General features: G+C 65.0%; 8 protein-coding genes. 6 read left to right on the top strand and 2 right to left on the bottom strand.

Annotated features, from left to right (window positions below; all coding sequences use genetic code 11):
* Positions 1 to 52: 52 nt before the first annotated feature.
* Together Q0D52_RS06840 and Q0D52_RS06835 are read right to left on the bottom strand one after the other, a co-directional pair.
* Positions 53 to 3,988, bottom strand: coding sequence for a penicillin-binding Tp47 domain C-containing protein (locus Q0D52_RS06840; RefSeq protein WP_294381232.1), 3,936 nt, complete (start codon positions 3,986 to 3,988; stop codon positions 53 to 55).
* Between the two features lie 339 nt (positions 3,989 to 4,327).
* Positions 4,328 to 5,983 carry a hypothetical protein gene (locus Q0D52_RS06835; RefSeq protein ID WP_294381231.1) on the bottom strand — a complete coding sequence of 552 codons (1,656 nt, stop codon included), beginning with the start codon at positions 5,981 to 5,983 and terminating at the stop codon, positions 4,328 to 4,330.
* Between the two features lie 152 nt (positions 5,984 to 6,135).
* Between Q0D52_RS06835 and Q0D52_RS06830 the strand changes: the two genes are divergently transcribed.
* The 6 genes from Q0D52_RS06830 to Q0D52_RS06805 all read left to right on the top strand — a co-directional run bounded on the left by Q0D52_RS06830 (position 6,136) and on the right by Q0D52_RS06805 (position 15,538).
* Positions 6,136 to 6,846: a response regulator transcription factor gene (locus Q0D52_RS06830; RefSeq protein WP_042432516.1), complete on the top strand. Its 711-nt coding sequence runs from the start codon at positions 6,136 to 6,138 to the stop codon at positions 6,844 to 6,846.
* Between the two features lie 67 nt (positions 6,847 to 6,913).
* Positions 6,914 to 8,692 carry a HAMP domain-containing sensor histidine kinase gene (locus Q0D52_RS06825; protein WP_294381229.1) on the top strand — a complete coding sequence of 593 codons (1,779 nt, stop codon included), beginning with the start codon at positions 6,914 to 6,916 and terminating at the stop codon, positions 8,690 to 8,692.
* A 102-nt stretch (positions 8,693 to 8,794) separates the two neighbouring features.
* On the top strand, positions 8,795 to 9,667 hold the full coding sequence (locus tag Q0D52_RS06820; RefSeq protein WP_294381227.1) for a phosphoribosylaminoimidazolesuccinocarboxamide synthase: 873 nt from the start codon (positions 8,795 to 8,797) through the stop codon (positions 9,665 to 9,667).
* Positions 9,668 to 9,852: 185 nt separating this feature from the next.
* Positions 9,853 to 10,431 (top strand): hypothetical protein, encoded by a 579-nt coding sequence (locus Q0D52_RS06815; RefSeq protein ID WP_294381225.1) that lies wholly within the window; start codon positions 9,853 to 9,855, stop codon positions 10,429 to 10,431.
* A gap of 171 nt (positions 10,432 to 10,602) precedes the next feature.
* Positions 10,603 to 14,322 carry a phosphoribosylformylglycinamidine synthase gene (locus tag Q0D52_RS06810; protein WP_294381223.1) on the top strand — a complete coding sequence of 1,240 codons (3,720 nt, stop codon included), beginning with the start codon at positions 10,603 to 10,605 and terminating at the stop codon, positions 14,320 to 14,322.
* A gap of 583 nt (positions 14,323 to 14,905) precedes the next feature.
* Positions 14,906 to 15,538, top strand: a complete 633-nt coding sequence (locus tag Q0D52_RS06805; RefSeq protein ID WP_294381221.1) for a recombinase family protein — start codon at positions 14,906 to 14,908, stop codon at positions 15,536 to 15,538.
* The last annotated feature ends 55 nt before the right edge of the window (positions 15,539 to 15,593 follow it).

Genomic DNA, 15,593 nt, shown 5'->3' with positions numbered 1-15,593 from the left:
GCGCAGGCGGCGAAGGCCTCTTCGCCACCTGCGCTTTCATATTGTGCGGAATCTATTCCCGCGTGCGGCGGCGTATGAAGCGCGCCACTGCGGCCAGTGCGGCCGCGCCGATGGCGGCCGCACCCGTTGCCGCTACCGGGGCGATGTCGCCCGTGGTGGCAAGGCCGGAGGTGGCGTCCGCGCCTGTTGCGCTCGCTGCCGCGCCGTTGCCGTTGCCAGCGCCGTCCGTCCCGGTCCCGGTGCCATCTCCGCTACCGTTGCCGGAGCCATCCGTCCCGCTACCGTTGCCGGAGTTATCCGTCCCGGTGCCGCCGGCAGGCGGATTCTCGACGATCGGTTTGGCCAGCTGCTCGCGGGCCTTCTTCACGGCGGCCGTAGCGGACTCGACGTCGGCGGCGGACGTGTTCTCATCGCCGAAGAGCGCCTCCGCAGCCTTCACGGCCTGCTGATACGCAGCCCAGCTTTCGGACGTGTAGTCGGCCTCTTTCAGATTGGAGCCGGCCTCGATCTCCGCGCGCAGGTCGGCAAGCTGATCTGCGGTGGGGGTTGCGGCAAGTGCGGCCTGGGCGCCCTGCAGGGCGAAAAGCGCGTTGGCGACCTCCTCGTCAGTGGCGGAAACGGACTCGTTCACGCTTTGAGCATCCTTGAGCGCCGCCTGGAAGGCAGACCAGCTGCTTGCGGTGTAGGCGTTCTGGCCGTTGTCGAGCTTCAGAGCGGACTGGATGGCGCTCTCAAGCGCAGCTTTGTCGGCGACCTTGGCGTACGTGAACTTCAGGTTGCTGGTGTAGCCCGTTGCGACGACTTCGACCTCGTACGCGCCGTTCGCGGCGAACACCAAGGAGCCGTCCTTGTTCGCGGCAAGGTTCAGGGAACCGTTCTCGTTGATGATCTTCACGGCGCCCTTGCCCTGCGCGTTGTACACCACGTTGTTCACCGTCACCTGGGAGATGTTGCCCAGATAGTTTGCAAGGTCGCTCTCGGTGGCACCGTCGGCGGCGGTCAGCTTCAAGCTGGAAGCATCGAACGCGGCAGCGTTCTTCGCCGTCGTCAACGTGAACGTTGCGCTCAAGGGCGCGTACTTGCCGTTCTTGTCGGTGGCAACGATCGTGTAGCTGCCAGGCTGCGTGCCGGCAGGGATCTTCGCGACGGAAGCGTGCGGTCCGGAAGAGGGGTTCGACACCTCGACATCGCCGTTCCAGCCCTCGATGCTGTATTGCGCAGCGAACCCTTCGGGCAGCGTCGGGCTCATGCCGATGAGGGAAGCGTCGTCAAGCGAAGCGCTTTTCTGGATGGAGATAGCGCCCTTATCTGCGGAAACCTTGACCGGAACGTACTGGTCCATCGCCACGGTGTAGGTGCCGGTGGAGGTGTAGAACACCACCGACTTGATGGTCTTGCCCATCATGGACGTGTAGTACCGCGAGCTCAGCGGGCTGCTGTGAGACTCGGTCACGAAACCGCAGCTCCAAGCAAGCTCCTTGCTCTTCCAGATGTTCTCCAGGGCGCGCATGCCGTAGCCCTCGATGTTGCCGGCCTCGTCGGCGGCGTTCACCACGGCGCCGTATACGACCGCCTGGTTGCCGTCGGTATCGACCATCTGCTCGCGCAGGTTGTTGAAGTCGATCTCGTAATCGCCGTACTTGCTGTCGGTGGTGAACTCCGCGGTGACGTCGGGCAGGGCGACGGCAGCCTCGCCTTCAACCGCGCCGAACTTCAAGTTGCCGGAGCCATCAACCGTGACTTCCTTGTAATTGACTGGCGTCTCGCCCTTGGGCAGCACGTAGTACGAGTAGCTCGGCGCCTGGAACAGGGCGTCGCGACCGGTATAGGTCGTGGTGGACGTCTTGCCCTTGATGGACGTGGTGATGTCGACGGAGTCGGAATCCGTCACGCGCTTGAACTTCGACCAATCGATGCCCTCGGAGCCGACCTTAACGGCGAACGTGGCGCCCGTGATGTCGCTGCCGTCGGCGTTCACGTGATAAGAACCGGAAACCAGCGAACCGGCCAGCGTCTTCTGCTTGGTAGCGGACGTCACCACGTCCGTGCCGGAGTTGTTCTGCTCTGCGGCATAGAACTGGCTGTACGGGATGTTCATGAGCACGTACGAACCAGCCTCGGGATACAGGCTGACCAGCGCGTCAAGAGCACCTTGGAGGTGCGTGATCTGCTCGGCGGCTTCGGCTTCGCCAAGGTTCTTCTTCTCCAGCAGCTCCTTGGTCTCGGCGGTCTCCGTCTCGATGGACGATGCGGTCCAGGAGTCCTCGGTGTACTTGGACTTATCGAGAGCGGCGGCCTTGTCGTACAGGCTTTGCAGCTGCGCCTTCGTCGCCTCGGTCACAGGCGCCTTGGCGCCGACGATGTTGTCCTCGGTTGCCTGGAAATCCCAAGAAGCGTCGGCGTAGCCGAGCGCATGCACCGTAACGGTCCAGTAACCGGTGCCGTTGGTGCCGGCGGGAAGCTGGCAACGCAGCGAGTCGGTCAGGCCAAGCTGGATGCCCATGGATTTGTGCATCCAGTTGTCGGCGGCGAACTTGGTGCCGAACGTGGCAAGCGCGTTGGTGCGCGTTGCGTCATCGCCGTAATACGTCCAAGTCACTGCCTGCATGTTGGCGCCAAGATCTGCGAACCCTTGCGTGAAGTCAACGCGAAGGAACTCGCCGTAAGAGCCGGAGGCTTCCTTGACGATTGCGCCCATGTTGGCTAGGTCAGCGGTCTTGAGCGCCTGGTCCTTGATGCCGGAGTCCGTGCCAACGGCTGCAGCGGAGAAGCTGCAAGAGCCATCGGAGACGGAGACGGTTTTCAGGCCGTTGGTGTCAGCATCGACATCGGCAACCAAACCGGAATACGAAGATAGCTGCCCCTCGCCGTAACCGCCTGCCAACGTCTCGCCGTTGGCGACGAAACGATGCGTCGCCTTAAAGGCATCCAGGTCGGAGGTCTTCACCTTCACCGGCACGTACTTCAGACCCGTGACCTCGTAGTCCTTCAAGGTGTAGCTGGCGCCATCGCAGGTCATGCTGCCGCGATTCCACGTTACGGTCTTACCATCGGTAGTGGTGAAGGACGTTCCGTCAACTGCCCAGGTCGCCAACTCGAAGGTTGCACCCTCGTTGGTGTAAATGGTGGCCATGCACTGATAGCTGCCGCGATGCAGGCCATGATTCGCAGTGGCACGGGTAACGGCATCGAATGCGCCCTTGTCGGCCTCGCTTCGAGAGTCAAGGTCGCTGGAAGACGCCGTAGACCCTGCAGCCTGAACTCCCTCGGCTGCCCAATACTCTGCCCAGGTCAATCCCGCATAGCCGTAGGTGTACTCGCTTTCAGCCGGCTTTGCGTTCTGCTCGTCGTAAGCGGTCTGCAACGCGTTATCGACCGCGGTCTTGATGGCGTTCGAGGAGATGGTCGCCGTGGTAACGGCGTCGATGTTGCTGGTGTTGCCGGCTTTTTCGATTTGGCTGACAACGCCCTCATGGACAGTTCCTTTTTGCTTGAAGCCGTTCACGGCCTTGTCCATGCGGTCCCAGTCGTCGTTGCCAAGAGTGTCATAGTTGGCAACCTCGACTTTCGCGATCTTGGAGCCTGCGACGGTTACCGTGACCGAAACCTCGTAGCTATTCGCATTCCACTCATCGCCCTTGTTCAGGGGGTCGTTGGAATCGGCTACGGCCTTGCCCTGGTATTCGCCGTCTGCGATTTTGGTCAAATCATAGGATGCTTCTTGCGCGGAAACGGGATTTTCGCCTCCCGACAAGGTATAATCCTCGATTGAGCTAGAAGACGTTTCCGCGTCTTCGCTCGCTAGCGGGGCAGCCGTTTCAGTGTTGGTAGCATCGGAGCCGGCTGCCCCTTCTATTTCGCTGCCGTCGGTTTGGGCAAGTGCCGTCACCGGGGTTAGCGACAACGTGAGCGCCATGGCCATCACGCCTTTGGAAGCATTGCCTCCTGCCGTGGCCAGGACCCGTCGAATCGCGTTGCGTTCGATCATCCTGTTTCCTTTCTTTGATTGTCCGTGCGGATGCGTTTCCTCGCGCCTATACCATTTGGGGTTCGCTGGAGCGAAGCTGCGGACAGGGCCCCTGTTCCAGCTGCGATGACTGGCGATGATGTATGCGCAGGTTAACTAAACGGTAATGATAACCCATAGTTAACTATGTTTGCCACATAAAACATAGTTCCCCTACATAGCTTTCTTTCAGCTTCATCCTCGGAAACTGCTCGAGCTTGGTTTTCGCTCGGGTCTTCCATTCGCCGAGGCGGCCTGCTCGGGCCCCGCAACCCCCGCCCACGCAAAAGGCCCCGCGCTCGCGGGGCCCTCAACCTGCGATTATTTCGTTTTCCATACCTTCACGCGGCAGCAGTTCACGGCTTCGCCGCCGATGGGCGTGTAGTCGATATTGGAGTACGTGACCACCGTGTCGTTCTGGCCGCTGGAGGCCAGCCACTCGCCGTAGTCGTCGGCTCCGTTCTCCGCGGACAGCGCGAAGTAGCGCTTGCCCTGCAAGTCGACGCCGCACACGGCGCTCGTGGACTTCACCATCAGCCAGTTGCCGCACCATGCTGGCGCGGTGGTGGGCGTGCGGTCGAAGCGCAGCCACTTCTGCGCGCTGTAGCCGCCGCTGCCCGGCGACTCGGCGGGGGCGTACGTGCCCAGGCTGGCGATGCCATCGCCGTAGCTGTACGTGGCGTCGAACGCGAACGTGAAGCCGGTCTTGCCGTAGCCCGCCTCGAGCGGCTTCATGGACGCGGGAAGCGTCAGCGTGTCGGTGACGTCGCCGTTCTCGCTTACGCGCGTGAGCTGGTAATACGACGATGCGCCGGTGACGCGCGGTGTGATGACCACGCCGTCGCCCGCCGCATACGGCGCCGTTGCCATGCGGCCGGCCGACTCGTACACCACGTTGGCGTCCGAGCTGCCCATGGAGGCGCTTTTGAGCTGCGCGATCTGCGATGCCGCGGTGACGGTGCTGTCGGCCTGCGGCATGACCTGCCAGAACGCATGCCCGCCCACGGCGGCGATGGTGGGGGTCTCGAACCGATCGGTGGACCCCTCGTCGAGCTGCTGTATGTTGGAGAGCGCGTCGCCGTTGGAGTTCAGCTTCCCGGCGAAGATCCGCCAGGTGCCGTCCATGATATTCGCCTCAGTCCACACCACGCCTTGCGAGGTGCAGCGCGCGTCGTAGATCTCGAACCCCTCGTCCTGCCCGCGCGCCTTGTCCAGCACCACGGCCGACGTGCCCGACGACAGGGCCAGCGTGGCCACCTGCGCCAGCGGCCGGGCCTTTTCCGTGGGAATCAGGCAGCAGGCGAACTTTGAATCGTTGCACCAGACCAGGGAGCCGTAGGGCAGGTCGTAGGAGCCCTGCTGCTCCGCGCAATCGTCGGTGTTCTCCACCTGCGACAGGTCGGAGATGGTGAAGACGGCGTCGGTGGGCACCTTCAGCGTTTGGATATCGGGTGTGGAGGAATCCTTGCCGCCCGCGATCGCGGCGGCGCCTGCGCCGGCGGCCGCCAGCACGCCCACGCCGAGCGCGCCCAGCAAAAGGCCGCGACGCGTGATGAGCGTTTGGGCGCCGTCGCCTATGGCCGGTCGCGGGGTGCCGCGGCCGGTGGGGGAGCCGCCGGAGATGCCGATGCCGCCCAGGCCCGGCGTGCCGGAGAGCGGGGTGGGCGTGGCGGCGCCTACGTAGGTGCCGGTATCGCGGCGCGCGCGACCGGCCGCGGCGCGTTGGGCGCGCACCTGCGTGCGCTGCGCGGTGCGTGCCGCAGGGGCGCCCGCCTTGCCCGCCGTCCGGGGTGCGGAAGCGGCGCGCGGGGCCGTGCTTTTCGCCGTCCCATGTGCGGAAACGCCGCGAGCGGCCGTACGCGGGCGCGCCGAGGCGCCGCGCAGGGGGCGGGCCGGCTGCGCGGCGCTCCTGCTCGTGCGGGTTGCTCGGGAGGGTTGGCGGCCTGCGCCGCCCTGTTGTGTCCTTCGGGTTGCCATGGCGGTAATTATGTCATTTCGCCTACAGGCGCGAAGGGGTTTGACTTGACTTGTTACAATAAACCCAAACACCCTTCACCCGCACGGCCGCGCAAGGGGACGTGCGTGCGAGGTGATGAAAGCATGGACAACAGCTTCCTAAGGAGTGAACCATGAGCAACGAAACTAGGCGCATCCTGCTGGTGGAGGACGAGAAGGCCATCCGCGATGCCGTAACCGCATATCTTGAGCGCGAGAACTACTGGGTAACCGCCGTCGGCGACGGCCAGGAGGCGCTGGAGGAGTTCTCCAAGCACCACTTCGACCTGGTCATCCTCGACCTTATGCTCCCGCGCGTCCCCGGCGAGCGCGTCTGCCGCGCCATCCGCGACAACTCCGACGTGCCCATCATCATGCTCACCGCCAAGGGCGAGGTCGAGGACCGCATCATCGGCCTGGAGCTGGGCGCCGACGACTACCTGGTCAAGCCGTTCAGCCCGCGCGAGCTGGTCGCCCGCGCCCGCGCGCTGCTGCGCCGCGTGCACGCCGATTCCGAGCCCCAGCGCGAGGTGCTCGAGTTCGGCGAGCTCACCATCGACGTGTCCGGCCACAAGGTCATGGTTTCCGGCAAGGAGATCGACCTCACGGCCAGCGAGTTCAAGCTGCTCACCACGCTGTCCCGCTACCCGGGCCGCGTGTACTCGCGCATGGAGCTGGTGGAGAAGGTGCTCGGCTACGACTTCGAGGGCTACGAGCGCACCATCGACTCCCATGTGAAGAACCTGCGCGCCAAGATCGGCGACAACCCGCGCAACCCCAAGTGGCTGCACACCGTGCACGGCGTGGGCTACCGCTTCGAGGACCCCACCAAGCAGGGTCAGTAAGCTAGCAAGCGCGCGGCCGCAAGCGCGCGGCCGCGCCTCCTTCCTGGAAGAAAGGCCGCGAGCCCACGTGGATACCGATACCAATACAACGCAAGAAGCTCCTTCGACCGGCTCCGCCACCACGGGGCCGGTCGTGGTTGAGCGACCCTCCGAGGAAAAGAAAAGGCGCAAGCCGTATCAGGGCGTGGTGAACTGGTGGAACAGCCTGACGTACACCACGCGCATGACCATGGCCTTCGCCCTGATCGCCGCCATGACCGCCATGGTGGCCATCGGCGTGCTGTCGTTCGTGTGGCAGCAGCACTTCCATACCTACACGCAGGAGAACATGGAGTCGCTCGCCGAAAGCACGGCAACGCGCATCGAGGAGGTGTACAGCACCTCTCACACCCTGCACGACCCGCAGGTCGAGGCCGTGGCGAAGTATGCCGAAAGCCTGAACAGCGGCGTGGGCGTGGCGGTCGTCGACAACACCACGGGCAAGGCTGTGTACGACTCCTCGGCGGTCACCATCGACGACGGCACAGGGTCGTCCCGAAGCGAATCGGGCGCGGGCGTGTCGTCGAGCTCGGGCAGCGGGCGCACGCTGGCGCCGCCCGCCAGCGCCAGCCAGCAGTTCGCCAGCGCGCCCATCGAGTACGGTGGCGCGGCGGTGGGGTCCGTGCGCATCTGGGTGTACGGAAGCGAAACCCTGCTCACGCAGGCCGACGAGCAGTTCTCCAACAACTCCTATCAGGCAATGGTGTTCGCCACGGTGCTGGCCATCGTGCTGGCGTCGTGCATCGGCTTCCTGTTCGCGCGTACCCTGGTGCGCCCCGTCAACACCATGGCGCAGACCGCCCGCGCCATCAAGGAAGGCGACCTGTCGGCGCGCACGGGCATCCGCGGCGAGGACGAGATCGCGCGCTTGGGCATGACCTTCGACGAGATGGCCGACTCCATCGAGCGCGACCGCAAGCTCGAACGCCGTCTCACCACCGACGTCGCGCATGAGCTGCGCACGCCGCTCATGGCCATCCAGGCAACGGTCGAGGCCATGGTTGACGGCGTCTTCGAAGCCGATGAGGAGCGCCTTGAAACGGTGAACGGCGAGGTCAAACGCCTAAGCCGCCTGGTCGACGCCATCCTGAAGCTCTCGCGCCTGGAGAATCGCAGCACGCCCATGAAGAAGGAAGTGCTCGAGGTGGGCGACCTTATCAGCGGCATCATCTCCACGCACGAGGCCTACGTGTCCGACTCGGGCCTCAAGCTCATCTACGAGGTGGAGCGCGGCGTGCGCGTGCGCGGCGACGCGGACATGATCCGCCAGGCCACGGCCAACCTCATCTCCAACGCGGTGCGCTATACGCCCGAGGGCGGCACCATCACCGTCAGCGTGTCCAGCCACGAGGGCATGTGCGCCATCGCGGTGCGCGACACGGGCATCGGCCTTTCGCCCGACGAGGCGAAGATGGTGTTCTCCCGCTTCTGGCGCGCGGACGCCGGCCGTACGCGCGAGAGCGGCGGCCTGGGCATCGGCCTTTCCGTGGTGAAGGAGATCGTCGACCGCCACAACGGCCACGTGGACGTGGAGGGCGAGAAGGGCGTGGGCGCCTGCTTCACCATCAACCTGCCGCTGTACTGCGAGGGCGACGAACAGCGCGAACAGCGCCAGCAGCAGCGCCAGCAGCAACAGCAGCAACGCGAGCAGCAGCTGCAGCAACGCCAGCAACAGCGCGAGCAGCAGCAACAGCAGCGCCAGCAGCAACGCGAGGCGCAGCGGCACCAGAAGGAGCAGCAACGCGCGCAGCAACATGCGCAGAAAACGGGGATACCGTTCGGGCGGTCGCACGACGACGGAAAATAGACGATAATGGCAACGTTACAGTCACGCCGCAAACGGCGCGCAAATGCCGGCTGGGCGCCGCCCGCGCCCGGCGCAACTCTCATGGGGAAAGGATAAGCAGGCATGAGCGGAATCGATATCAAGCCGGACGCACAGGGCAAGGTGCGCGACATCTACGATCTGGGCGACAAGCTGCTGATGGTGGCCACCGACCGCATCTCGGCGTTCGATTACATCCTGGAGGACGAGATCCCGCACAAGGGCGCGGTGCTCACGCAGATCTCGCTGTTCTGGCTCGAGCAGCTCAAGGACGTCATCGGCAACCATCTGATCAGCGCCGACGTGGCCGATCTGCCCGAGCAGTTCAAGCCCTACGCCGACTATCTGCGCGGCCGCTTCATGCTGGTGAAGAAGGCTGAAATGTTCCCCGTCGAGTGCATCGTGCGCGGCTACCTTGCCGGCAGCGGCCTGAAGGAGTACCAGCAGCAGGGCACCGTGTGCGGCATCCAGCTGCCCGAGGGCCTGGTGAACTCCTCCAAGCTCCCCGAGCCCATCTTCACGCCCTCCACGAAGGCCGAGATCGGCGACCACGATGAGAACATCAGCTTCGAGCGCTGCGCGGAAATCCTCGGCAAGGACGCCGCCACGCAGCTGCGTGACCTGGCCATCAAGGTGTACTCCGTCGCCCGCGACCACGCCGCCGAGAACGGCATCATCATCGCCGACACGAAGTTCGAGTTCGGCGTCATCGACGGCGAGATCATCCTGGCTGACGAGGTGCTCACGCCCGATTCCAGCCGCTTCTGGCCGGGCGACGCCTACGAGCCGGGCCGCGACCAGGCCAGCTTCGACAAGCAGTACGTGCGCGACTGGCTCAACGCCAACTGGGACCGTCAGGGCAACCCGCCGCATCTGCCCCAGGAGGTCATCGAGCGCACCAGCCAGAAGTACATCGCGGCGTACGAGAAGATTTCCGGCAAGAAGTTCGACTTCTAAGCCCCGGGCCCGGCAGGGCCGCATAAGCAGTAAAGGTTCGCAAGGGCGCATGCGGCGTTCCGGATCGGCCCCAGGCAAGCGGCGTCGGCGTCAAGCCGGCCCGCGCGCCGAAGGAGATGCGGGGCGCCGCACGCGACCGCAGCAGGAGTAGGTTCGCTTGCCGGCAGGCGGGCGAAGGAGTGAGAATGACACAACGCAACCCCATGAACGAGCGCTACCAATCCGAGGACCGCAAGGGCGCTACGCGCAAATCGGCCGCTTCCGCGAAGCCGGTTTCGAAGGCCGCATCCTCGGTGCGCATCGAGTCCACGAAGAAGACGCCCCAGCAGAAGAAGGCCGAGCGCAAGCAGCAGCGCGCCAAAACCGCCGAGCGCGACCGCCAGTTCTACAATCCGCCCACCCCTGAATACAAGCGCCTGCGCAAAATCTGGTGGGTTTGCCTGATCCTGGCCATCATCCTGACCATAACCAGCTTCGCAGGCAACAACTTCGGCATGCCCGCGCCCATCATGTACGTCACCTTGGGCCTGGCTTACGTGTTCATCATCGCCGCCCTGTACATCGACATGGGCAAATGCCGCAAGCTGCGCCAGAAGTACGCCGACGAGGTGCTCAGCCATCCCACCAAGGAGATGCGCGCGGCCGAGAAGAAGGCCAAGGCGCAGCAGCGCGCCGCCGAGAAGCAGGCGGCCGAGCAGCCCGCCGAGTCCGAGCCCAAGAAGAAGGGCCTGTTCGGCTTCGGCAAAAAGAAGAAGGACGAGTAGGCGCGGCCAAGCAGGCCGTCTGCCCGTCTCGGCCCAGCAAGACGGAAAACAAACGGGTGCCCACGCGGTGCCCGCTTGCATTTTAGGAAGGAAGCGGGGCAGGGCCGTCGCCCTTGCCCCGCCCGATCGCGGATGGCCCGCCATCCGCATAGACGACTAGGAAGGACGTCCATGGTTTCCCGCATCTATGTGGAGAAGAAGCCCGGCTTCGACGTTGAGGCCCAGCAGCTGGCGCACGAGCTGCGCAGCATCCTGGGCATCACCTCGCTCGAGGGTTTGCGTCTGGTGAACCGCTACGACGTGGAGGGCATCTCGCAGGAGCTGTTCGATCAGTGCGTTCCCACCGTGTTCAGCGAGCCCCAGGTCGATGTCGCCTCGGCCGAGCTGCCCCAGGCCGACGGCGCGCAGGTGTTCGCCGTGGAGTTCCTGCCCGGCCAGTTCGACCAGCGCGCAGCGTCGGCAAGCGAATGCATCCAGCTCATCAGCCAGGGCGAGCGCCCCGAGGTCCGCAGCGCGAAGGTGTACCTGCTGTCCGGCCCGCTGTCTGATCAAGACGTCCAGGCCATCAAGCATTACGTCATCAACCCCATCGAGGCTCGCGAGGCTTCGCTTGAGCAGCGCGACACGCTGGCCATGGCGCAGCCCCAGCCCGAGCCGGTCGAGGTGCTCGAGGGCTTCCTCGACCTTGACGCCGCGGGCCTGGCGCAGTTCATCGCCGACCGCGAGCTGGCCATGGACGAGGCAGACCTGGCGTTCTGTCAGCAGTACTTCCAGAGCGAAGGCCGTTGCCCCACCATCACCGAAATCAAGATGATCGACACCTACTGGTCCGACCACTGCCGCCACACCACGTTCGGCACCGAGATGACCGATGTGGCCATCGACGACCCGCGCGTGCAGGCCGCCTTCGACCAGTATATGGACATGCGCAACGAGCTGGGTCGCCAGGCCAAGCCCGTCTGCCTGATGGACATGGGCACCATCGGCGCGAAGTGGCTCAAGTCCAAGGGCGTGCTCACTGGCCTGGACGAGTCCGAGGAGATCAACGCCTGCACGGTGAAGTGCAAGGTGGACGTCGACGGCGAGGAGCAGGACTGGCTGTACCTGTTCAAGAACGAGACGCACAACCATCCCACGGAGATCGAGCCGTTCGGCGGCGCGGCAACGTGCTTGGGCGGCGCCATCCGAGACCCCTTGTCGGGCCGCAGCTACGTGTACCAGGCCATGCGCGTCACCGGTGCCGCCAATCCGTTGGCGCCCGTGTCCGAGACGCTGCCCGGCAAGCTGCCGCAGCGCAAGCTGGTCACCACGGCAGCCGCCGGCTATTCCAGCTACGGCAACCAGATCGGCCTGGCAACCGGCCAGGTCAACGAACTGTATCACCCCGGCTATGTGGCCAAGCGCATGGAGATCGGCGCCGTTGTGGCCGCAACGCCGGCCGACCATGTTCGACGCGAAACGCCCGAAGCGGGCGACGTGGTGGTGCTGCTGGGCGGCCGCACCGGCCGTGACGGCATCGGCGGCGCCACGGGCAGCTCCAAGGAGCACAACCTGGAGTCGCTGGAGCATTGCGGAGCCGAGGTGCAGAAGGGCAACCCGCCCGAGGAGCGTAAGATCCAGCGCCTGTTCCGCCGCGGCGAGGCCACGCGCCTCATCAAGCGCTGCAACGACTTCGGCGCGGGCGGCGTGTCCGTCGCCATCGGCGAGTTGGCCGACGGCCTGCGTATCAACCTGAACAAGGTGCCGAAGAAGTACGAGGGCCTCGACGGTACCGAGCTGGCCATCTCCGAGTCGCAGGAGCGCATGGCCTGCGCCATCGCCGCCTCCGACGTGGACGAGTTCCTGCGCTATGCGCGCGAGGAGAACCTCGAGGCAACCGTGGTCGCCGAGGTCACCGACGATGCGCGCGTGCGCGTCATGTGGAACGACAACGCCATCATCGACCTCAGCCGCGAGTTCCTGGCAAGCAACGGCGCGCCGAAGCAGCAGGCCGTGCATGTGGGCCAGGCGGGCGCCTATGAGCGCACGTGGGAGGGCGATACCCTTGCGCAGCGCATGAACGCCCTGGTCACCGACCTGAACGTGTGCTCGAACAAGGGCCTGTCCGAGCGCTTCGACTCCACCATCGGCGCGGCCACGGTGCTCATGCCCTTCGGCGGCAAGAACCAGCTGACGCCGGCGCAGGCCATGGTTGCCAAGCTGCCCGTGGGCGGCGAGACCACCACGTGCAGCGGTATGGCCTGGGGCTTCAACCCCTACCTCACCGAGGCCGACCAATTCACCGGCTCCTACGTTGCCGTGGTCGAATCGGTCGCGCGCCTGGTGGCGGCCGGCTTCAAGCGCCAGGACATGTACCTGACGTTCCAGGAGTACTTCGAAAGCCTGCGCGGCGACGCGAACCGCTGGGGCAAGCCTACGGCCGCCGTGCTGGGCGCGCTCATGGCGCAGGTGGACCTGGGCATCGGCTCCATCGGCGGCAAGGACTCCATGTCCGGCAGCTTCGAGCAGCTCGACGTGCCGCCCACGCTCGTGTCGTTCGCCACGGCGGTGGGCAAGGTCGGCCGCGTGACGTCGCCCGAGTTCAAGGGCGCCGGCCATCGCGTGGCGCTGGTGGCCCCGCGCTGCTACGACGCCGAGGGCATCGCGCCCGCGGCCGAGGACGCGCTGGCGGCCATGGACGCCGTGCAGGAGCTCATCGGCAGCGGCGCCGCGCTGGCGGTCTGCACGCCGGGCTACGGCTGCATGGCCGAGTCGCTGTTCAAGATGTGCGTGGGCAACGGCCTGGGCGTGAAGCTCGACGACGTCGACGCCGACGCGCTGTTCGCGCCCGCGTACGGCAGCTTCCTGGTGGAGCTGGCCGACGGCGCGCAGCTGCCCGCCGCAACCGACAACCTGGACGTGGTCGTGCTGGGCGCCACCACCGAGGATTACTGCTTCACCGCCGCGGGCGAGGAGCTTGACATGGCCGCGCTGCAGGAGGCATGGGAGGGCGCCATCGAGAGCGTGTACCCGTACCGCCAGCAGGGCGAAGCCGTGAAGCAGGTGACGGTGGACAACCGCCTGCCGCTCACCTACAACGGCACCATCGCGCGCCCGCGCGTGATCATCCCCGTGTTCCCGGGCACGAACTGCGAGTACGATTCCGCTCGCGCGTTCGAGCAGGCGGGCGCCGTGGCCGACACGCTGGTCATCAACAACCTCACGCCCTCGGCCGTGGCCGAGAGCACGAAGGCGCTGGTGGAGGCCATCAAGAACAGCCAGATCATCATGCTGCCCGGCGGCTTCTCCGGCGGCGACGAGCCCGACGGTTCGGCGAAGTTCATCACGGCATTCTTCCGTGCCCCCGAGGTAACCGAGGCCGTTCGCGACCTGCTGTTCAACCGCGACGGCCTGATGCTGGGCATCTGCAACGGCTTCCAGGCGCTCGTGAAGCTGGGCCTGGTGCCGTACGGCGACATCCGCCCCATGGACGACGAGTGCCCCACGCTCACGTTCAACACCATCGGCCGCCATCAGAGCCGCCTGGTGCGCACGCGTGTGGCAAGCAACCTGAGCCCCTGGCTGTCCCAGTGCGAGCCCGGCGATATCCATACCGTGGCCATCAGCCACGGCGAGGGCCGCTTCGTGTGCAGCCCCGAGCTGCAGCATGAGCTCGAGGTCACGGGCCGCATCGCCACGCAGTACGTCGACGAGGCCGGCCAGCCCAGCATGGATTGGAACGTGAACCCCAACGGGTCGGTCATGGCCATCGAGGGCATCACCAGCCCCGACGGTCGCGTGCTCGGCAAGATGGGCCACGTGGAGCGTCGCGGCGACGGTCTGTACAAGAACGTCCCGGGCGACAAGTTCATGCCCCTGTTCGAAAGCGGCGTGAAGTACTTCACGGACTAGTACGCGAATGCGCCGGCCATTCGGCCGGCTCAGCGTTTGAAGATCGATAACGCCCTGCCGGCGAAAGCCGGCAGGGCGTTTTGGGCTGCGGGTCCCACCAGCTTCTTTCGTTGGTGGGTCTATTCGCGAATCTCGGGACCTGCATGCTGGTCAACCGTAACTTGCGCGTATCAGCGAGAAACCTCCCGTTTCCGGCTTCTGACGAAGCGTGGGAGCGGGAGGCTTTGCTTTTTCCGGCCCAATCGAGGTGGGCCGAACGTCGGCGCATGTGCATCGGTAAACTGGGCGCTCCGCAAACGTCTTATATCCTGCGGACTTGGCGATGCCCACGTCCTTTCGCCGTCGCAAAGGCGCGTAGGCGGTACACGCAGAGCCGGATGCTCCTTGGGGATGTTAGGGCTGGATACACTCAAAGCGTCACGTAGTTGCGGTGGGCGGGTTGGTCCTGGCATCACGATCTAAGTTCGAATCATCAACCGTTCCGCAACATGCGCGAAACCCGCTTGCATCCGGACGCAATATCGATAGACTGACCGATGCCGACCGTTCTTGGTGCGCTTTCGGGCGCAGAAAGGAGCGAGTCATGACCATGTATGGATATGCAAGGGTGTCAAGCAAGGATCAAAACCTGAACAGGCAGATCGATGCCCTGTCAGCCGTGGGTGTCTCGGGGGAGGCGGTGTTCGTCGACTACCTGAGCGGGCGCACGTTCGACCGCCCCGGGTATCGATCGTTGCTCGAGCGCCTGCAACCTGGCGACGTGCTCGTGGTGAAGAGCATCGATCGCCTTGGCCGCAACTACGACGAGATACTCGGCCAGTGGCGGTTGCTCACCAAGCAGAGGAGCGTCGATATCGTGGTGCTGGACATGCCGTTGCTCGACACGCGCTCGACGTCCGGCCACGGGGTGACGGGGAAGCTGATCGCCGACATCGTGCTGGAGCTGCTCAGCTACGTGGCGCATGTGGAGCGCGATAACATCCGCCAGCGCCAGGCGGAGGGGATTGCGGCAGCGCGAGCGCGAGGCGTGAAGCTGGGGCGGCCGGCGCTGGTCGTGCCCGAAGAGTTCGACGCGGTGCACCGCAAGTGGAAAGACGGCTGCTTGAACAGCCGACAAGCGGCGGAGTCGTTGGGGGTTTCACATACGACGTTTCTGAAATGGGCGAAGCAACAGCCCTCGGACATCACAACCCCACACAAAACGATGCGTTCATAGCAAGATTCGCATCGTTTGCCAATACCGATTTCGGATGCTGGCAAATAATCTAGAC

Origin of the sequence: uncultured Senegalimassilia sp. (assembly GCF_934630535.1) — a bacterium.
GTDB lineage: Bacteria > Actinomycetota > Coriobacteriia > Coriobacteriales > Eggerthellaceae > Senegalimassilia.
The sequence above is the reverse complement of the archived record's forward strand: the minus strand, read 5'-3'. Positions and strand labels throughout refer to the sequence as shown.